This window comes from Phyllobacterium sp. 628 (assembly GCF_014189505.1).
Lineage (GTDB): Bacteria > Pseudomonadota > Alphaproteobacteria > Rhizobiales > Rhizobiaceae > Phyllobacterium.
On sequence record NZ_CP050300.1, the window covers coordinates 116,775 to 136,731 of the forward strand.

Consider the following 19,957-nt stretch of genomic DNA (forward strand, 5'->3'; position numbering starts at 1 on the left):
TCTGACCCCACAATATCCAATACCCGCGCGATGGCCCTCCAAAGGCCGACCAGTATTTTCTTCGCGGGTGGAAAGCCAGAAAACGTCATGTCTCAATCGGTTGATCGTTCAAAACGTCCATTTGTGGTTGCTTCGATCGTGTTGGCAACGTTCATGGTTGCGATTGAAGCAACGATTGTTGCAACCGCTATGCCGCGGATCGTCGGCGAACTCGGCGGCTTTACCTATTACAGCTGGGTCTTCTCCGCATTCCTGCTGGCACAGTCCACGACGACCGTGATCTACGGCAAGCTGTCCGACATTTTCGGCCGCAAGCCGATCCTGATCGGCGGCATCCTGATCTTTCTCTTCGGTTCGGCACTGGCCGGTTTTGCCTGGTCAATGACGTCGCTCATAGCATTCCGTCTGCTGCAAGGCCTCGGCGCCGGAGCGATCCAGCCAGTCACGATGACAATTGTCGGCGACCTCTACAAACTGCAGGAGCGCGCAAAAGTACAGGGCGTGCTGGCCAGCGTCTGGGCGGTTTCTGCCGTGACTGGACCGCTTGCCGGTGGCCTGATTGTCGATAATGTATCCTGGGCCTGGATTTTCTGGATCAATCTTCCGATTGGCGTGTTCACCATTATAGGTTTCTCGCTTTTTCTGCATGAATCGATCGAGCCAAGGAAAGCCAAAATCGACTACTGGGGCACAATCCTTTTTTCCGTTGCGATTGTTTCGCTTCTGGTCATTCTGACCGAGACAGATGCAGACCTATGGATACTTGTGTCTTTGGCTGCCGTCTTTGTCATCTCTGGCATCCTCTTCGTGCTGCAGGAGCGGCGTGCACCGGAGCCGATTATCTCGATTGCGCTCTGGGGTCAGCGGCTGATTGCCACCAGCAATATCGCCACTCTTCTGGCGGGCATGGCACTCATTGGCTTGACAACCATTCTACCCATTTATGTGCAGGGCGTGCTGGGCCGCTCACCCCTCGTCGCCGGATTCACGCTCACGATGCTGATTGTCGGATGGCCACTCGCCGTGATGCTTTCAAGCCGTTTCTTTCGCGCCTTCGGAATTCGAACGACACTGCGCGTCGGCAGTCTGATGTTCCCGGTCGGCGCATCATTTCTGCTCTTCCTCACACCCGACAGCAGCCCGGTTTCAGCGGGATTCGGCTCATTTCTCATGGGCTTCGGCATGGGGCTTATCAGCCTCACAAGCATCGTTCTTGTCCAGGAAAGCGTTGATTGGGCGATGCGCGGCAGTGCCACCGCATCAATCATTTTCTCGCGCAGTCTTGGCAATACACTTGGCGCGACAGCGCTTGGTGCAATCCTCAATATGGGTATCATGCATTTTGGCAGCGGTGATCTGGCGGCAAAGCTGCATGAGGTCATCAATCAACCATCGGGGCTGTCCAGCCTGTCGGCAAATCCGGCCATCCAGCTTGTGTTCCACTCCGCACTGCACTGGAGCTTCTGGGGTGTTTTCGCCGTTGCGATATGCACGTTCGCCACGACCTGGCTCATTCCGGTATCGCCCGATGCTGGCCGCAAGAAGCTGCCAACGCAGGAAGAGGTTCAGGAGGCCATGGCACCCTGACGCAACGCTTCAGGTTTCGGCGCAAGCCACGGTTGCATAGGTTGCGATATACAACCGACGACGCTTAAAGGTTGAAAATCCCCATTCCGATCCGTTTTCTTGGCAAAATGATTCCAAAAAAGACACCATAAGACGAAATACGTCGAGCAAAGCGATAGAAACTGGCTCCGCATTAGGGTATTGCAGACCTCTGTAAATATGTGCGGGGGTACATCAATGAACGAAGCTATTCGGGAACTCTTGGCCAAGGTGGGCGGTTTGCCGGTCTCGATCGATCAGATCACGGACGAGGAAGATCTTTACAATGCCGGGCTTTCCTCATTTGCATCAGTCCAGCTGATGTTGGGTATCGAGGACAAATTCGATATCGAATTTTCGGACCAATATCTCAATCGCAAATCCTTTTCGAGCATCAAGGCTATCGAGCGGACCGTAGAGGCGATCCTCAAGAACAACGAGGATGCCTGATGAACGCCGGCGCCGGTACAAGTTTGTTGCAACGCGCCACACGCGTTGCGGCCATCGCCGCTCAATTCGCTGACACGGTTGATAATGAAGGCCGCTTTCCGCGTGAATCCATTGCGGCGATGAAAGCCGAGCATCTGCTTGGCATCCAGATCCCTGCCGATCTGGGCGGAGAGTCAGCACAGGTCGAGCAAATCGCGGAAATCTGCTCCATCCTCGGACAGTCCTGCGCCGCAAGTGCCATGATCTTCGCGATGCATCACATCAAGCTGTCGAGCCTTGTCGAGCATGGCCAGTCGGCGGAATGGCACCGCGCCTTCATGCGCCGCGTCGCAGCGGAACAGCTCCTTCTCGCCTCGGCCACCACCGAAGGCGGTATTGGCGGAGATCTGCGCAACAGTATCTGCGCGATCGAGATTGAGGGCGCCATCTGCCGTCTCGAAAAGAATGCAACCGTAATTTCCTATGGCACGGAAGCAGATGCCATTCTGATCACCTCCCGCTCGGGCACAGAAGCTGTATCGTCAGATCAGGTTATGACAGTCTTTGTCAAAGACCAGTACACACTGGAAAAGACCAACGACTGGGATACGCTCGGCATGCGCGGCACCTGCTCCGAAGGCTTCGTCTTCCGTGGCAGTGCGGGCAAAGAACAGATCCTGCCGCACCCCTTCGCCGAAATCGCGGCGCAGTCGATGCTGGCCATGGCCCATCTCCTGTGGAGTTCCCTCTGGTACGGTATTGCAGTCGATGCTGTTGGCCGAGCGCAGTCTTTTGTCCGCGCTGCCGCTAGGCGTTCTCCCGGCGTCCAGCAACCCGGTGCACTGCGCGTGGCCGAGGCATCCAACATGCTGCAGATGCTGAAATCCGAAATCATTGCCTGCCTCAATGCATACAGGCTGGCCAAAGACGACGCGGATAAGCTCGCGTCTATGGGTTTTGCCATCACGATGAACAATCTGAAGGTCGCTGCCTCGCAGACGATCCTTCAGATTATCAATCATGCCATGCTCGTCTGCGGCATTATGGGCTATAAAAACGGGACGCCTTACAGTCTCGGCCGCCATTTGCGCGACGCCAATTCGGCGCAGCTGATGGTTTCCAACGAACGTATCCTCGGCAACACAGCCACGATGCTGCTTATCCATAAGCAGAACACCAGTCTCTTGGGGTAATACGACATGGACGCACAAATCTCTTTTCTGGACCGGTTGTTCACGAGCGGCCTGTTGCTCGACACCGGCGTTGACGGCCTTTACGGACGCAGCGGACGTTTTGAAGATATTATTGCTGCTTTCGAGCGGCTGATCGATCGCACGGGCGGCGATGACGGCGCTGAAGCAATCCGCTTCCCACCAGGCATGAACCGCGCCATCTTTGAAAAAAGCGGCTACATGAAAAGCTTCCCGCAGCTTGCCGGGACTATTCACAGCTTCTGCGGATGTGAGCTCGATCACGTCAACCTCATCCAGTGCATGGACGAAGGCAAGGACTGGACGAAGGAGCAGCAGGCAACAGAGATCGTTCTGACACCCGCTGCCTGCTATCCACTTTATCCTGTCGTGGCACAGCGCGGCAATTTGCCTGAGGATGGCGGGTTGTTTGACCTGCAGTCCTACTGTTTCCGGCATGAGCCGTCGAAAGATCCGGCACGCCAGCAGATGTTCCGCATGCGCGAATATGTTCGCATGGGCAAGCCGGACGAAGTCATGGAATTCCGCCAACTGTGGATGGATCGCGGCACGCAGATCATGCAAAGAGTGGGCCTGCCGGTCAATATCGACGTTGCCAATGATCCGTTCTTTGGCCGTGCCGGACGCATGCTCGTCAACAATCAGCGCGATCAGAACCTGAAATTCGAACTGCTGATCCCGATCACGTCGACCGAGAATCCAACAGCCTGCATGAGTTTCAATTATCATCAGGACCATTTCGGCACCAAATGGGGCATCAATCTCAATGATGGCACCACGGCGCATACTGCCTGTGTCGGCTTTGGGCTCGAGCGGATCGCATTGGCCCTGCTCCATCATCATGGTCTGGATATCGAGGCGTGGCCCGAACAGGTGCGCAAAGAATTGTGGGGCTGACCGGCAGCATGCAGGCAGTTTTCCCCCACATCAATCCCGAAGGCTACACTCCGCATCCGCTGCACTCGCAGGAGCGCATCTGGCCGGAAACCAATTGCTATGTCGATCTCTGGATCGAAGTTCTGGCGGCGCAAAATCTGCCGCCGGAGGCAATGCTGGGCTTCACACTGAATCAGGACTTCGAGGGTGACCAGTTCACCTTTTTCAAGGTTCCTTTGGAAGATCTGGAGACACTCTACGATATCCGCGTCGGCGAGCTGGCAATTTTCGATAGGGTCGAAAGTCATATCGCCGCCCAGATCGCCCGCGGCCGTCTCTGCCTGGTGGAAATGGACAGTTACTTCATGCCGGACACGCAGGGTGTGGGCTACCACAGTGAGCACGGCAAGACGACGGTTGCCATCAACCGGATGGATACAGAAAGTCGCAGCCTTGAATATTTCCACAATGGCAGCTTCTTCCGGCTGACAGGAGATGATTTCGACGGACTGTTCCAGCGGCATCTCACCGATGAGGACATAGCTTTTCTCCCCTATACGGAATTTGCAAAATTCCCGGACGGCAAGACGGACAGCGCAGCCATACGGGAAAAGGCTTTGCGTCTTCTGCCCGCTCATTTCGCCCGCAGGCCGGCACAAAATCCTATCCGTGCGTTCATCGAAGTGTTTCCGCAACAAGCCGAAGCCGTGGCTGAACGGCCCTTCGCCTTCTTCCATAAGTACGCCTTCAACACGATGCGTCAGCTCGGAGCCAATTTCGAACTTGCAGCGAGCCATCTCACGTGGCTGCGCCCGGATGAAGCATTTGCAACCGCAGCCGAGCACGCGGTCAGGATCGCCGAAGTTGCCAAGGCCACGCAGTTCCAGCTTGCCCGCGCTGTTACCCGCAAAAGGTTCGACCCCCTTGCCGCGGCACTCATTCCCGCCGCCGATGCGTGGGATCACATGATGGAAGCACTCGGCCGGGAATTGGGCGCACCCGCTGACCGGACGGTCGTTTCCGAAAGTCGCGAGGACGCTTGATAGCCGGTGCTGCGCCATTGCCAGTCGACAGTGGCCGTCTTCTGGATGACGGATGGCAACTCATTCTCACGGCGTCAGGTGAAGCAGCTCTGCCGGACAATCTCCACCGCGAAAGAATGCTGCTGAATGTCCCTGTGCCGGGCACCGTTGCTGCAGCATTGGAACAAGCGAACCAGTTTGAGCGTGGCGCGCCAACTCCGCTCAATCAGCAGGACGCATGGTATCTGCGTTCATTCCAAGACGAGCTGCCCGGATTGGCGACCCTTCATTTCGAAGGGCTGGCGACGATCGCCGAAGTCTACTGGAATGGCGCGCGTATACTTGCCACCGACAATATGTTTCTGGCTTTCGACGCTCCGGTGCAATTGAGCGGCAATGATGAGCTGGCCATATGTTTTCGGGCACTGGCACCGCATCTTGATCGCAAAGGCCCGCGCGCCCGGTGGCGCACCCAATTGATGAATAATCAGGGCCTGCGGCTCGTGCGCACAACCGCTCTCGGTTATATGCCGGGCTGGTGTCCCGAGATTCATGCGGCGGGACCATGGCGTCCGGTGAGGTTGCTGCGGCCCGATCCTGAACAGATATCAAACATCACAATCGCCAGCGCGCTTACTGATAAGGGAGAGGGTATTCTTACCGTCCACTTTGATTACTCGGGTACATGCGAGGCGCTTGTTGTTGAGTGCGCGCATGCCAAGATTGCACCTGTACAAACGAACAATGGCTGCTGGCAGGCCCGGCTTGTTATCCCTGACATAGCCGTCTGGTGGCCGCACACGCATGGATCGCCGGTTTTGCACGACGTGACGTTGCACCTCGGAAAGCAACAATTTGCTTTGGGGCGCACCGGATTTCGCAGCCTTCGGATTGACCACGATGATGACGGTCAGGGCTTTGCTGTAATCGTCAACGGCAAACGGATTTTCTGCCGGGGTACTGTCTGGAGTTCCGCTGATATTGTTCGGCTGCCGGGAAACCGGGAGGACTATGCGCCGTGGCTGCACCTCGCCGTCGAAGCCGGGATGAACATGATCCGTGTCAGCGGCATCACAGTCTATGAGAGCAATGCGTTTTTTGATCTGTGCGACGAACTTGGAATTCTCATTTGGCAGGATTTCATGTTTGCCAATTTTGACTATCCCGCGAAGGACGCGAATTTCGCCGCCAATGTTGATGCTGAGGCCCGGCAGTTTTTAACACGGACGATGGCGGCCCCGTCTCTGGCTATCCTGTGCGGCGGCAGTGAAATCTATCAGCAAGGCTCGATGCTGGGTCTGCCCGAGACGGTGTGGAAGGGACCACTGACCGAGGAAATTCTTTCCGCTCTGTCGGCCAGCCTTCGGCCTGATGTTCCCTATGTCGCCAATTCGCCCTGCGGTGGCGCCCTCCCCTTCATTTCCAATGCCGGCGTCAGCCATTACTATGGTGTCAGTGCCTATTGCCGTCCGCTCGATGACGCGCGCCGCGCCAATGTGCGCTTTGCCACGGAATGTCTTGCCTTCTCCAACGTTCCGGAGGCACGCACGCTGAAAGCCCATCTGAATGTTCCCGCAGTTCATGATCCCCGCTGGAAAGCGCGGGTTCCCCGTGACAATGGTGTCAGCTGGGATTTCGAGGACGTGCGCGAAGCCTATCTGGAAATGCTGTACGGTTTTGATCCCGCAAGGCTTCGCCGTGAGGACAACGAGACCTATCTGCATCTGTCACGGGCCGTTACGGCCGAAGTGATGGAGACAACTTTCGCCGAATGGAGGCGGCCGGGCAGCACTTGTTCCGGCGGTTTGGTCTGGATGTTGCAGGATCTTTTATCCGGCGCGGGATGGGGTGTCATCGACAGCACTGGAGAACCCAAAGCAGCATGGTACGGTTTGAAGCGCGCTTCTCGCCCGGTCAATCTCACCCTCACCGATGAAGGCATCAACGGGCTCGCGCTTCATATCATCAATGAGCGTCAGAATAGCCTGAACGCCATAGTTCAAATCAGTTGCCTGCGCGGCGGCAAGCAGCCGGTTGTTTCAGGGCGCCACGAATTGACCGTTGGGCAGGATGAGCGGATAACGCTGGCCGCCACAGATGTGTTTGGTGCTTTTTTCGACACAACCTATGCCTATCGGTTTGGTCCGCCTTCGCATGATGTGACTATCGCGCGTTTGAAAGAAGCGGGCACGGGCAGGCTTTTGGCGGAAGCCTTCCATTTTCCGCAGGGCCGGACACGCGCTTTCCACGATGCAGTCATTGAGCCGACATTGACGGAAGCAGACGGGCACTGGTTGCTTGATCTGGCAACACCTGTCGTCGCACAGTCAGTTCATGTGGATGTGGAAGGTTATCGGCCCGACGATAACTGGTTTCATCTCGCGCCCGGGGAAACAAAGCGGGTCAGGCTCGTACCGCATCCCGGCATTGAAGGTTCACCCCGACCGTCCGGCGAAATTCGTATCGCCGGAAGTTCTCGCGTCGTCTGGTTTGAATAATCCTTATACCGGAAAGCGCCGCGCCATCTGTTCAAGGGCGTCTATATAGGCCTTGCGAGCATGCTCCGGGGTAAGGTTGTGATCGGCGTCGGCAATCTTTTCGACCGATACGTTTGGATAGCCGGATACTTTTCCGTCCTTTTCATCGAAGTAGAAATCGAAATATTCCAGACCCGGGTCACGATAGCTGTAGAGCAGTTGCACTGGAACATTCCTGTCCTTTAAAGCGGCAAAGGCTTTGTAGACTGCCTTTCCTTCCGTCGTGCGATGGCGCAGTAAACGCCGCGCAAGGCCGCGAATTCTTCGGCCGATCCCGCCTGCAACATTTCGGGCAATGCCCGGAAAATCGAGTTCTCCGCGCACGAGGCGGCGAAATGTCGAGGCGCGCAGCAAACGGCTGCCATAGTCCTCAAGCGTTCTGTTGCCTTCGCGCACAGCCTCGTCAACGGACCGTCCGGGTTCCCAGTAGAAGGTAATTGGGTTGACGAGAACAGCACCAGCAAGACCAGGCTCTGCAGCGGCGTTCTGAAAGCCGAGATATGCTCCGCTGCAACGCCCCGCAACAACGACAGGAACAGCGGCTTCCCTCATTTTCAGAAATTCCAGCGCTTCGGCCACATCTGCATTCTGCGCCGTATGATAGAGAACCTGATCGGGCGCGCCCGGTACTGGCGGACTGTCAGAGGCATTGGCCGAGTCAAACCGCAATGAAGCAATACCGCGCCGCGCCAGTTCACGCGATATATGGACTATGGAGCGTCCCCAACCCGCATGCCGGTCATAGGCTGATGTGAGAAACAAAATTGTTGCGCCCTGCTTTTGAATCAGCGGCTCGCACATCACTCCGTAGAGCCGTTGTCCCTTGCCGAAACGCAGCGGCGTGTCGCGAAAGCCATCACCCTGCAAATGTCCGCCTTGTATCGGCGCAACGAAGCCCTTGTTTTCAGCCATGGGCAGCCGCGATGCGACACTGGCAACCCAGTCAGTTACCCGGTCAGCAATATCCAGCGGTAATTGCGAAATGACAGGATTAGAGACCAGCTTGTCATAGCCGGTATAATCCTCGGTCGTAACGGCGCCCCCAAATTGGGCGAGATGGGACGCAAATTCCTTGTCTGCAGGCCGGTCAGTTCGCGCCAGCACGAGACATTCCGGTACCAGCTTGCTGTCAAGTGTCATCAGGTTCGACCGGCGCAAACCCTCGCCGATTTCTGCAGGCAGTTTCAATGATGCAATCGATACGCCACTTTTATCACGCTGTGTCTCATCCAAACCAAGATCCGCATCCACCATTCCCGACCAGATTGACAGCTCGCGGATATAGTGCCGGCCGGAAACAACCGGAGCCATGAATCCAATGGCTTCGAGCCCGTCGATCCGGGCGGCAGCTTCTGCAGCAATGGTCGATCCCATACCTTGGCTGAGAACAATGATCCGTTGGCGACCTGAAAGGTTCTGGAGCAGCTCTGCTCCCGCAACAAGCGCATCGCTCCAGACGGTAAAGCCGCTGGAAAAATCCCCGCCGTCCAGCCCGTCACCGGTCCCCGGCCAATCGAAGCGAAACGAAGGAATTCCTTCGGCCGCCAGTTTCTCGGAAATGATGCGCCAGAATTTCCGGGTGCAGAGTTCTTCCAATCCCCAGGGACTGGCAAACAATACCGCTGCATTGCCTCCCGCACCAGAATCCGCGTCCTGAAAAAGACCGACCGTTGCACCGAATACAACCGGCTGCGCTGCTGCGCGCCCATATGCAGGCTCTGACGGAGCAAACTTCTCCCGCCCGATCACTATTTCCTTGTTCATGCTCTGTCTTCCCCCAATACCCAGCGGCATGACTTAACAGGGAATTCCCGGAAATTACTATTAGACCTCCTTGCATATTTGGTGAAACCATTCACGCTTCATGTTAATTATTTGTTTAGGTTAATTTTTTCTCCAAAAGAGAAGCTAGTACGCACTTGAGTTCCCCTGAGTAGGATTTACTATGATTCACTTCCCAACCACTCTGACATGTGTTCCATTTGCTCTGAGCTGGGCGAGAAGCATTGGCCAGACGGAGAATTCGCCCTTAGCGGCCTTGTCGGTGAGGGAGCGCAGATAGCCGCCGGCGGAATTGATGTGTCCGGCACGCTGCAGAATGCAGGCAATGGCAATCGCGGCGTTTTCCTGACCGAGAATAGTGCAGGCTTCCTCATAGGCAGAGGGACTGACACCGAGCATGGAGCGCACGACAATGGCGGCCCCCATCAGTTCCGACCAGCTGGAAAGACCGTTCTTGGCATAGGCAGCAATATCGGGGCAGGCCTGGCGGACAAGTCCCAGCGGAACGGGTTTGGCATCAAAGGCTGAGACAGAGGCACCAAGTGCGGCCAGATTGATGCTGCGGCCGGAAAGATCGGTGCGCAGGTCCGATATGTCATCATCGCCGTTCAAACCGGACGGATCAGACGGTGCATTCAACCCGCCAGCCATGGCACGGCCACCAGTAAGACCGCCCTGCCCTGCACCGGCAGCGTTCCGGTCCAGCTTGTCCGCGGTGTGCTGCACATCATGCCCGGGTGTGCTTTCAGGCTGCCCGGTTATTCCCTTACTGTCGCTGGTTTGTCCAAGCGCATCTGGTTGTGAGGTTGGTTCGGTGTTTCGGCCTTGGTCTTTTCTAAAGCCAGGTTCAAGATCAGAAGTGGATTTGGTGTTTGAATTTTGTTTGTGGCGCTCAAAATGAGACTCTTTGGCGCTTGTTTGTTGTAAATTCAGCTTATCCTGCAACAACTTGGAGATCTCAAGTTGGATGCATTCAAGGCCGTCAATGACAGGCTCCAGATCGTCCGCCGTTGCCTGACGCGGAAGTGCATCAATCACACCCCTGAATGCCGTGTGGTGGCTGTTCCAGTCGATGTGCGGCATTTCCTCAAAGCCAAGCTCGATCAGCTTGATGATATCGCGGCGCAGCAGCGTCACCCGCTCCTTCATCAGTTTCAGCTGCAATCTTGCCGAGCGCACCTCTTCTGCCATGGCTTCAAACTCTGAGGCACGCACCACCAGAGGTGCCAGCGAGAACCCGAACGCTTCGCCGCCCTCCCCTGCCCCGGTCGCACCTGCCGCCCCGGTTCGGGCCTTGCGGGCATAGCGTTTGCCATTGGGGCTGTCTTTGCGGAAGATCAAACCGGTTTCCACCAGTGCACTCAAATGCCGGCGCAGCGTTGCCGGCGCCATGCCGTGCGAGCGCAGCGACAATTGCACATTGGATGGAAACACCACCAGGCCATTAGCCTCGGTGAGCTCGCTCTGCGGATAGAACGTCAAAAGTGCATTGAGCACCACCAGCGCCCGGTCGGATATCCCGATCAGCGCCCGTGCTTCGCACAGCGAGCGAAACAGTTTCCATTTATCAACAGCGGCCTCCGGATCGACCTCTCTGGCCTGGACCTGCGTTGCCAGCATGCCAAGCGACAGCGATCGCCGCCCAAAGGGCGTCGTGAATGCATTCCCGGTCTGCATGTCTCCTACCTTTCAATCAGGCAAAAGAAACCCGCTCGCCAAAACGACGCCAAACACTCTTGACACTGATTCCCGGAAATGCGATTCTCAAGCTGCTTACACTTTGAGAGGGCTTCCAGGACGCTGTTTTGGGGGCCTTTTCTTTTGGTGATTATCTCTCCAGTTAAAGTTGCCTTATACGCGGTTCACTCTTTTCACGGCGTTTGAAGGCCGCGAAAATCTCGGGTAGTTTTTCAATGAGATAGTGCGCAAATTCCGGCGTCCTGGTCTCATCGATAATGACACGTGTTCGTTCTTCGCTCTGTTCGATCTTAGCAAAATCCAGTCCGCCGTCTGATTTCAGCGGGTAGATATAGGTCCGGACGGCCTGTTTCGGCTGCAATCCTTTGAGGATCAAAGCAAAGCGTGCATCGCTGTCCAGCTTGAAGAAGCGCTCGCGATCAATGGCATCCTTCCAGTCGATCTCGCTGGCCTGCAGCAGCTGTGACAGCTGTTCCCAGCGCGGACGGCCCACTTTCGGCGCCGGTCCAACTTCACGGATCAATTGTTCGGGAAGAGAATTTGCGATGGCAATCATCGTTGACAGATTGCCCTTGTGCACAGACAAAGCCCCCATCAAGGCATGGCGATCAATCCCATGCGCTTCCAGACGGGCAGCAAAAAGCGCCCGTTCAATAAAAGACAGATCCTTGCGCTCAAGGTTTTCCTTGCCTTGCGCAACGATAAGCTCTTCGTCTGAAAGCTCGCGAACGATTGCTTTGACCGGCTGGCCTATCTCCTTCAGCGCCGCAAGACGGCGATGACCGTACGCAACCTGATAGCGGCCTTCAATCCGCGGGCTCGGCCGTACCAAAATCGGCACCTGCTGGCCATGTTCGGAAAGGCTCAGTTTCAGCTCTTCGAAGTCCGAAGTGTCGATATCATCCAGACGATCGCGAATGAATGATACATCAATCAACAGTGGATCGAGCTCGACCACATGTTCACCAGCAGCGAGTTTCTCGCGCAGCGCCTGCGCCTCATCCGCATCATCAGACAGGCTTTGCAGCGACAGTCCCATCGCTTTCAGCGATCCGGACTTTGCGCGGGCTTGGTCTGACGGTGCTCTTCCTGTGACGCCTCACTGATTGGCGTCATCATGGCTTTCAAAGCATCACGGCGTTTGTTCATGGCACCCTACCCCATGCTTCACGCACCAGACCTTCAATCTCCAGATTGACCGCATCCAGTGATTCAATTGCCCGGTCATAGGTGGCGCGGGTGAAATATTCACGGCCGACTTCATAAAGCGTCTGCTTGGTTAGTCCAGCGTCGGAGATGGCTGTGGATTTGAGCAAGGCATTGGTCAGAACCCGCTCGCCGAACAGGCTTTTCATCAGGCCGACAATCTGGCCTTGCGGCCCATCGCTGGGCTCATAGCGGGTGATGACATAGCGGAAGAAATCATAATCCGCATCGCCGCCCGCCTGCTCCACAACATCCAACAAACCGGCAGTCATATGCAGGAACTGCGACATGGACGCCACGTCAAGCATTTGCGGATGGATGGTCACCAGAACGCTCCGCGCGGCACACAGAGCCGACAGCGTCAGGAAGCCGAGCGATGGCGGGCAATCGAGGACAACAACATCGTAGCGATCATCAACCGTCTGCAAGGCACTGGCAATGCGCGAGAAGAACAGGCGTTCCGAGCCACGGCGCTTTTCCGCAAGGATGCGCGGCGTATCGTGTTCGAATTCCTGCAATTCAAGATTACCGGGAATAATATCGAGACCGGCAAAGTAGGTCTTGCGGATAACATCCGTCAGCGGCCGCTGCTCGTCGTCATAACGGATCGCCCCATATATCGTATCATTCTCTTCCAGATCGAATTCCGGCTGGATACCAAACAATGCCGAGAGCGATGCCTGCGGATCGAGATCAATGGCAAGCGTACGATATCCGCGCATAGCAAAATACTGGGCGACATGCGCCGCCGTCGTTGTTTTACCAGACCCGCCTTTGAAGTTCGTGACCGCGATAACCTGCATATGGTCATTGGCCTGACGGATAGGCAGATAGCTCTTCTTCGACTTTGCCAGATGCGTGCGAATCTCGTGAACCTGATCAAGCGAATAAAGCCGGCGCCCACCCGCTGTCTTTTCAGCCTCCGGCCCCTCGCCGGCCAGTGACAAATGCCGTATGTAAGCATCCGTCACACCGATGAGTTTAGCGGCTTCCCCAGACGAGAATTTACGCAGTTCCTTTTCGGCTGTTGGTGGAAAAGCGCGGGAGCGCAATTCCTGCAGCTGGGCGCTCAAGAGGTTTGCGTCAGCCTCGACAAGACGCGTCAAAGAGCGCACCTTCTTACCGGTACGATGACTCTGGTCTTTTTCAGTGGAAGACAACATAAACGCTCTAAATCCAATTTTCGAGATTAAAGCGTAAATTCGCCTGAGTCTGCGTGAGTCGTCAAGCGATTTAAGGTTAACGCTTTTTTCGTCGTCGCGCCTGTTTATAACTCGATCGAATGTTCTCAGTTGAGAACTCTGGGCGACAATCTCCAACGACCTTGGATTGGATCTAATAAAGTTGAAAATTGTGTCGCAGTAGGATCAAGCGAACCCGTTTCCTGGATTGACGGCATCCCAGTGAATCACAGGATTCATCGCACCTCTCTCAAATGTTCTCAGCTGAGAACTACGCAGCCTTCTTGCCCTATCCTCACAATTTTTAACAGCTTAACAGTTGACGCCATGAGCGTTGCATGAGACCTATTACGTGCGGTTCGATCCACCCAGTTCTATACTTATCGTATTATGGTCGCGCTCCCGTTTAGCCGTTTATTCCCACCACAACGATGGATCGAAAAATCCAAACGGGCGAAGCTAAAGCCTTCATGTCTTCCGCTGATTTTAATAGTTAACAGTTTCTCAATATCTTAGCCGTTCAACCACAACCCGGCATGTAGCTTGGATTGCTGCCGGTAAAGGCAAGCCCATATTCACAAATACTCTTCAATAAGCGCCGTCAAAACAACCTCCGGTAGGAGGCGAGCCTCACTTGCAATCGACAAATGAGAAGATCATGCTGCAAGCGTATTGATGCATGACACTGGATTAATTCGATGCGCAATTCCGTTGAAAATATTCCCGAATTGGAGACATTTTCAGCCACAATCGAAGTGCAGATTTGCTTTGATGACTTCGGATGATGCGTTGAAATATGCTTCATCCGTAGGGACGGGAGCCATCGAGATATTGTTAAACCGGAACGCATGGTGCGTCCCCGGGGGAAATGCGAACCTTTATCGCAAGGAACACATGACGATGAACCAGTTTCTTACAAACACGCTCGCCGCAACGGTGATTGTCAGCGCCGGAATGACATTATTCGCTCTCCCAGCTTCGGCTGCGAGCACAGCGGCTCAGTCCGTCACCAAGGAATGCAGCACGCAATACCAAACCGCCAAGGACGCGAATAAACTCAATGGTCAGACATGGCCACAATTCCTGTCCACCTGTAGCGCCAATTTGAAAACCGACGCAGCTGCACCAGCGCCAGCGGCTCCAGCAGCCAAGCAGGCAACCAAGGATGCGGCAAAGCCAGCCAAGGCGGCAACAGCGGCTCCAGCCGCTGCCGGAACCATGTCGGCCAAGGCAGTGACCAAGGAATGCAGCACCCAGTATCAGGCCGCTAAAACTGCAGGGACGCTCAATGGTCAGAAATGGCCGCAGTTCCTGTCCGCTTGCAGCGACAGCCTGAAGTCTGATCAGTCGGATGCCGCAACGCCACCCGAGCCAACCGCTGCTGCCGCTGCCGCGCCAGCCAAGATGACTGCCGGCAAGACTGCCGCCGCAGCACCTGCGACAGGCGCCAATGGCAAGCCATTGTCTGCGGGTGAAATTGCATTCCGCTCACGCATCACCGAGTGCGGTGCTGAATGGCAGAAGGCAAAAGCCGCCAACAAGGTCGCTGCGGGCGTTACGTGGCCACAATACTGGAGCACATGCAACACCCGTCTGAAGGCTGAATAGAAGCGCTTCATTCATACCACTGTTGATCCAAACGAGCGCCCGGACAGGATAATTCCCTGTCCGGGCGTTTCTGCTTGCAACCCCCGGCTAATTCTGGCGTCATTCAATTCTCACGAAGGCTTTGTAAGGTTCAGTCACGGCTTTGCATAAATGGAGAATGATATGCCGATACAGGATATGGTGGATAGCATCGCGACCAGTGCCAATCTTGATCCGCAGGTGGCGGAAAAAGCGGCGGGAACAGTGCTGTCCGTGCTTCAGCACGAAGCCCCAGAACAGGCGTCCGTACTGTTTGCCAAAATTCCGGGTGCAGCCCAGCTTGCTCAAACCTTCGATGTCATGGCTGCTGGCAATCAGTCCGGCGGCGGGTTGCTTTCCAGCATCACCGGCTTCCTTGGCGGTGCTGCGGGTGAGAAGGTTGGCGCAATTCTCAATGGCGTTGCAGCGCTGAAAGCAAGCGGGTTGACGGTCGAGCAGATCCAGCAAGCCGGTTCTGCCGTGATTGCCCATGCCAAACAATCTGCTGATCCGCAACTGGTCGATAAGATTGTCAATTCGGTCCCCGGACTGAAAGGCCATTTCGGCCTCTGATCCCATGTGAAAAGCGGCGGGCTGACATTTGCCGCCTTTCCAGATAAACCGCTCTTCGTATCGTTCAAGCGATACAAGGGAGCGGTACAGATGAAGGGGACAAAACGCGCGGTCTATTTTGCGCTTGGATGGGTGATGGTAGCGCTTAGCTTTATCGGCGCGCTGCTTCCCATCATGCCCACAACCATTTTCCTGATCATCGCTGCCTGGTGTTTCGGCCGGTCATCGCCGCGTTTTGAAAAATGGCTGCTGGAGCATCCGGTCTTCGGCCCAACTCTGGTCCAGTGGCAACGTCACGGCGCTATTCCTGCAAGGGTGAAATGCATTGCCTGTGGCGGCATGGCATTTGGCTACGGCTCGTTCTATTATTTCGCCAGACCGGCACCATTGCTCGCTACTTTTGTGGCGCTCTTTTTTATCGCTTGTGCCACCTATGTGGTTTCCCGACCCAGTGGCTAGAGCAAATTTTGTTTATTCGAAGCCAGTTCTGTTTCTCGGATGGCGAGACAATCCACGCGGAAGGTAGCAAGGCCGATGTTTTCCCATCGGACGAAGCTGCCTGACAAAGTGGGTGTCCGCCAGCCGGAAACCCGAAGGGCCGGGTGAATTTGGGCCAATTCCTGCGGGCTTTGACGTCGCCCGATGGGAAAACATCGGCCTTGTCAAACCCCTTGACCTTGCCCACAAATTCCCTCCGGCAGAACGGCTCCAAATAAACAAAACTTGCTCTAGGGGAGGGGAGGACCAACAGGCTCCACACCGTCAAAGGCATCCCTGACCAACCCTTCGATCACGGTGATTTCCGCGTCTGTCAGTTTGACAAACACACCCTCACGCCGCTTGCGGCCCAGTGTTCCGTTGTTCTGCCTAATGTAGATAATGAGATCCTGCGCCAAGCGATCCGGCATTTCGACCGCGTTCATAATCGCATGCAGAGCCTGGTCATGGCGTTTCAGATAATCAATCTCCTGCGGCAAATCCTTTTCAATGGTCCGCTGCACACACGCATAGAGGAACTCCGCCTCCGCAGTACAATCAAAATAGCGGTAAAGATCCGCCGTATCGTTCGTCACTTCGATATTGCGATCCGGTGTCACTTTCCAGTCGATGTCCTGCATCAGCGGTGAAGAATGTCCCTGCAGAACGGTGCGATAGTCATCGATCCGGTCAAGCATCACCGAGGAGACAGGGAACACCATTCCCGCCGGAGAGAACTGCCGCTCCGTCAGCACGTGATGAATAAGACAGCGATGCACCCGGCCATTTCCGTCAGCGAGCGGGTGAATATAGACGAAGCCGAATGCGATCGCCGCCGCTTGCAAAACAGGATCAAGACCCGAGGGGCGCATGCGATCATTGCATTGTCCAAGGCCATCCATAAGACTGGTGAGATCATCCGGCCGCGCACCGATGAATTCGGGCAGGGGATCATTGTTGTGATCCCGCTCACCGAGAAAGACGCCATCGGAACGATAACCGATTTCAGTAAAACGGTCATCACCGATGAGCAGGCGGTGCAGGCGATAAATTTCCGTCTGATCCAGCGGCCGTTTGCCAGCCTCGAGCACCGCACGCCCCCAACGCTCCAAACGGCTCTGTGGCGCACGCTCACCTTCAATGGCGAAGCTGGCACGACTGTCCGCCAGCAGCATGAAACTCGCCGCACGCGTCACCAGATGTCCGCCCGTCCGCCCGATTGTCTCGCGTGCCTGACGGGCGATATCGAGAGCGATGAACGATTGCAAGGCCTCCGTCCGGCGAATGACTGGACAGAACGCCGCCGTCCCCAGCAGATTGTTGCGTACCCGGTGGCGTTTGGACAGCAATGCCTCGCCGGTAAAATAAAGTTCCGTATCGAGCACATCCACCGCTGCCAGATTATCGGCGTCATCAATCGGCAATTGCTGCCCGGTTAGATACTCGTAAAGGAACCAGACACGCCGGGCGACGGCGCCCGTCGGCGTTGCGGTGATAAACTCCACCATATCCGCCTGAGGCAATGCCTCAAATGCCCGTTTGAGAATAAGAAGATCAATCGGCTCGTGCCGCAGGGCGAAGCTTAAGTGATCGGCAGCTTCACCGCTGGTGCTATAACGCTTGTCATAGACGGTCCAGCTGCCTTCAACCCGTCTGCTGCCGCCCACATATTTTGCCGAGACACAGGCTGGCTGCCGTACAGGTGCCCGGATCCCCAATCCCTGCACCAGAGCTGCCAAGCCGATAAGCTCGCAATCCTTGGGAACGAGTTCGCCTTGGAAATAATCAACGGGATGAAGATCAAGCTGCATGGATCGAAAACCTTGCGTTAATATCGAAATTCACACGTTTTATATCATCGATATCGAAATTTATATAAACCTTAGCGAATCGAAAAGTCAAAGCAAATATCGAGAACCACATGGAAAATCCTTTATATATCGAAAACTAATCATACCTCAAAATCGCCGACAACAAAGACCAATCACAAACCAATCCGGCCAACACCGGCATTATCATCAGAAACATCGGCAGCAACTCGCTCTACAAGGCTTACTTCTGGCAACGAGACCCTACCAATTAGAAACCAGTTGACAACAGCCCTCAAAAATCCAACTCTATTACATTAAAAGGGGATATATTCCATTATATTGGAATTTCATGGTGAGGAGCATCGGTGGCTGATTTACTCGTAGGCTTGTACTCCGACAAGCTGGCAGAACTAAAAGAGAAGGCTGAACGCGTCCCCGTAACGATCCGGCCCGTGCTTGCGCCCGAGGCGCAGCTCGTCGCAAATTGGGTGGGTGAACACTTCAGCGCCAACTGGGCCAGCGAAGTCACCATCGCCATTACACGCCAGCCATCCGCCTGTCTCATAGCCATCGAAAATGGCGAGCTTGTGGGCTTTGCCTGTTACGACGCCACGGCGCGCGGTTTTTTCGGCCCGACCGGTGTCCATCCGGACCGTCAGGGCAAGGGGTTCGGCCTCGCACTTTTTTCCGCAACCTTGCAAACCATGAAAACTCTCGGCCATGCCTATGCGTTCATCGGCGATGCAGGGCCGGTCGACTTTTATGCCAAGGCCGCAGACGCCATCGAAATTCCTGCCAAAGACAAAGGCATTTATCAGGGCATGTTGCGCGCCAAGCGGACCTAGCCCCAATCACAGACTCATGGAGTGAACACCGTGTCCAGCCAATTGCCTCTCGCCCTGTTTGTCGGCATTCCAAACCCCACCCTGTCACCCGACGAGATCGCTCTGTTTCGCGAAACGAATCCGCTTGGCCTGTTCGTCGGCCGCCGCAACCAGCGCGAACCGGAACAGGTCAAGGCATTGATCCGCAGTTTTCGCGAAGCGGTCGGCCGCGAAGACGCGCCTGTTTTTACCGATCAGGAAGGTGGCCGTGTCCAGCATCTCGACGCTGGTCCATGGCCTTTGTTCCGCAGCTTCGGCGAGTTCGCCCGGTTGGCGCACCATGATCTTGATCTGGCAAAGAAGGCGCTCCGCCTGTCATCCCGGGCCATGGGCACGATGATGACTGAGCTTGGCCATTCCAGTGGCTGTTCGCCCGTGCTTGATCTGGTGTTCGATACGACCAGCGACGTTATCGGCGCGCGTTCCTTCGGTTCCGATCCTGAACTTGTCACGGCGCTTGGCCGTGAGGTCATCGAGGGTCTTCTGGAAACCGGCAATATGCCGGTCATGAAGCACATTCCCGGTCATGGCCGCGCTACACTCGATTCCCATAAGGAACGGCCCGTGGTTGATGCCAGCAGGGAAACGCTGCTTGCCACGGATTTCAAGCCGTTCATCGATCTCAAGAACACCCCTTGGGCCATGGTCGCACACGTGGTCTATTCCGCCTATGACCGGGAACAGCCTGCGTCCGTCTCGCCCATCCTTCTCGACGTCATCCGCAACGACTTTGGCTATGACGGTGTGCTTATCTCCGATTGCATTTTCATGAATGCGCTCACCGGCACCATGCCGGAACGCGTCGCTCAGGTGCTTGATGCAGGCTATGACATTGCCCTGCACAGCCATGGCGATCTGGCTGACAGTGAAGCGGCTGCCAAAGCCTCGCGTCCACTCACCGCCGAAGCGGCTCGCCGCATCGCCGCCGCCAATAGTCGTCTCGGTTCGCAGAAAGTGGATATCAAGGCGGCTCATGCCGAAGTTGAAGACATGTTTGCGAGCGCGCTCGTCAGTTAAGCCAGCTCAATTCAACCAAAGA

Annotated in this window: 16 protein-coding genes; 11 read left to right on the forward strand and 5 right to left on the reverse strand. The window is 55.7% G+C overall.

Annotated elements, in window-relative coordinates; translation table 11 throughout:
• Window positions 1–87 precede the first annotated feature (87 nt).
• The 6 genes from HB779_RS00550 (at window position 88) to HB779_RS00575 (ending at window position 7,641) form a co-directional block, all read left to right on the forward strand.
• Complete coding sequence (locus tag HB779_RS00550) at window positions 88–1,587, forward strand: MDR family MFS transporter (protein WP_188342420.1); 1,500 nt, start codon at window positions 88–90, stop codon at window positions 1,585–1,587.
• A 216-nt stretch (window positions 1,588–1,803) separates the two neighbouring features.
• Window positions 1,804–2,055 carry an acyl carrier protein gene (locus HB779_RS00555; protein WP_188342421.1) on the forward strand — a complete coding sequence of 84 codons (252 nt, stop codon included), beginning with the start codon at window positions 1,804–1,806 and terminating at the stop codon, window positions 2,053–2,055.
• Window positions 2,055–3,227: an acyl-CoA dehydrogenase family protein gene (locus tag HB779_RS00560; protein ID WP_188342422.1), complete on the forward strand. Its 1,173-nt coding sequence runs from the start codon at window positions 2,055–2,057 to the stop codon at window positions 3,225–3,227. Before HB779_RS00555 ends, HB779_RS00560 begins: the two co-directional genes overlap by 1 nt.
• 6 nt (window positions 3,228–3,233) lie before the next feature.
• Entirely contained in the window at window positions 3,234–4,142 is a 909-nt protein-coding gene (locus tag HB779_RS00565) for an amino acid--[acyl-carrier-protein] ligase (RefSeq protein ID WP_188342423.1), read from the forward strand.
• Between the two features lie 8 nt (window positions 4,143–4,150).
• Window positions 4,151–5,164: a DUF1839 family protein gene (locus HB779_RS00570; RefSeq protein ID WP_188342460.1), complete on the forward strand. Its 1,014-nt coding sequence runs from the start codon at window positions 4,151–4,153 to the stop codon at window positions 5,162–5,164.
• Window positions 5,164–7,641, forward strand: a complete 2,478-nt coding sequence (locus HB779_RS00575; protein WP_371823842.1) for a glycoside hydrolase family 2 protein — start codon at window positions 5,164–5,166, stop codon at window positions 7,639–7,641. The genes HB779_RS00570 and HB779_RS00575 overlap by 1 nt, the downstream gene beginning before the upstream one ends.
• Before the next feature lie 3 nt (window positions 7,642–7,644).
• Here the strand turns inward: HB779_RS00575 and HB779_RS00580 are convergent, their stop codons facing one another.
• The 4 genes from HB779_RS00580 to repA all read right to left on the reverse strand — a co-directional run bounded on the left by HB779_RS00580 (window position 7,645) and on the right by repA (window position 13,529).
• Window positions 7,645–9,444: an alpha/beta fold hydrolase gene (locus HB779_RS00580; protein WP_188342424.1), complete on the reverse strand. Its 1,800-nt coding sequence runs from the start codon at window positions 9,442–9,444 to the stop codon at window positions 7,645–7,647.
• 186 nt (window positions 9,445–9,630) lie between these two features.
• Entirely contained in the window at window positions 9,631–11,139 is a 1,509-nt protein-coding gene (gene repC / locus HB779_RS00585) for a plasmid replication protein RepC (RefSeq protein WP_188342425.1), read from the reverse strand.
• A 163-nt stretch (window positions 11,140–11,302) separates the two neighbouring features.
• On the reverse strand, window positions 11,303–12,199 hold the full coding sequence (repB, locus tag HB779_RS00590; protein ID WP_244642333.1) for a plasmid partitioning protein RepB: 897 nt from the start codon (window positions 12,197–12,199) through the stop codon (window positions 11,303–11,305).
• Between the two features lie 106 nt (window positions 12,200–12,305).
• Window positions 12,306–13,529, reverse strand: a complete 1,224-nt coding sequence (gene repA / locus HB779_RS00595; RefSeq protein WP_188342426.1) for a plasmid partitioning protein RepA — start codon at window positions 13,527–13,529, stop codon at window positions 12,306–12,308.
• 918 nt (window positions 13,530–14,447) lie between these two features.
• Here repA and HB779_RS00600 point away from each other — a divergent pair.
• From HB779_RS00600 to HB779_RS00610, 3 genes are all read left to right on the forward strand, one after another.
• Complete coding sequence (locus tag HB779_RS00600; RefSeq protein WP_188342427.1) at window positions 14,448–15,155, forward strand: hypothetical protein; 708 nt, start codon at window positions 14,448–14,450, stop codon at window positions 15,153–15,155.
• A gap of 162 nt (window positions 15,156–15,317) precedes the next feature.
• Window positions 15,318–15,746 carry a hypothetical protein gene (locus HB779_RS00605; protein WP_188342428.1) on the forward strand — a complete coding sequence of 143 codons (429 nt, stop codon included), beginning with the start codon at window positions 15,318–15,320 and terminating at the stop codon, window positions 15,744–15,746.
• A gap of 90 nt (window positions 15,747–15,836) precedes the next feature.
• Window positions 15,837–16,205, forward strand: coding sequence for a YbaN family protein (locus tag HB779_RS00610; RefSeq protein ID WP_188342429.1), 369 nt, complete (start codon window positions 15,837–15,839; stop codon window positions 16,203–16,205).
• A 269-nt stretch (window positions 16,206–16,474) separates the two neighbouring features.
• Here HB779_RS00610 and HB779_RS00615 read toward each other — a convergent pair whose 3' ends face one another.
• On the reverse strand, window positions 16,475–18,034 hold the full coding sequence (locus tag HB779_RS00615) for a Fic family protein (RefSeq protein WP_188342430.1): 1,560 nt from the start codon (window positions 18,032–18,034) through the stop codon (window positions 16,475–16,477).
• Between the two features lie 365 nt (window positions 18,035–18,399).
• Here HB779_RS00615 and HB779_RS00620 point away from each other — a divergent pair, with 365 nt between their 5' ends.
• The gene (locus HB779_RS00620; RefSeq protein WP_188342431.1) at window positions 18,400–18,879 is read left to right on the forward strand and encodes a GNAT family N-acetyltransferase; all 480 of its coding nucleotides are present in this window, start codon (window positions 18,400–18,402) and stop codon (window positions 18,877–18,879) included.
• Window positions 18,880–18,909: 30 nt separating this feature from the next.
• The gene (locus HB779_RS00625) at window positions 18,910–19,935 is read left to right on the forward strand and encodes a glycoside hydrolase family 3 protein (RefSeq protein ID WP_188342432.1); all 1,026 of its coding nucleotides are present in this window, start codon (window positions 18,910–18,912) and stop codon (window positions 19,933–19,935) included.
• Window positions 19,936–19,957 lie beyond the last annotated feature (22 nt).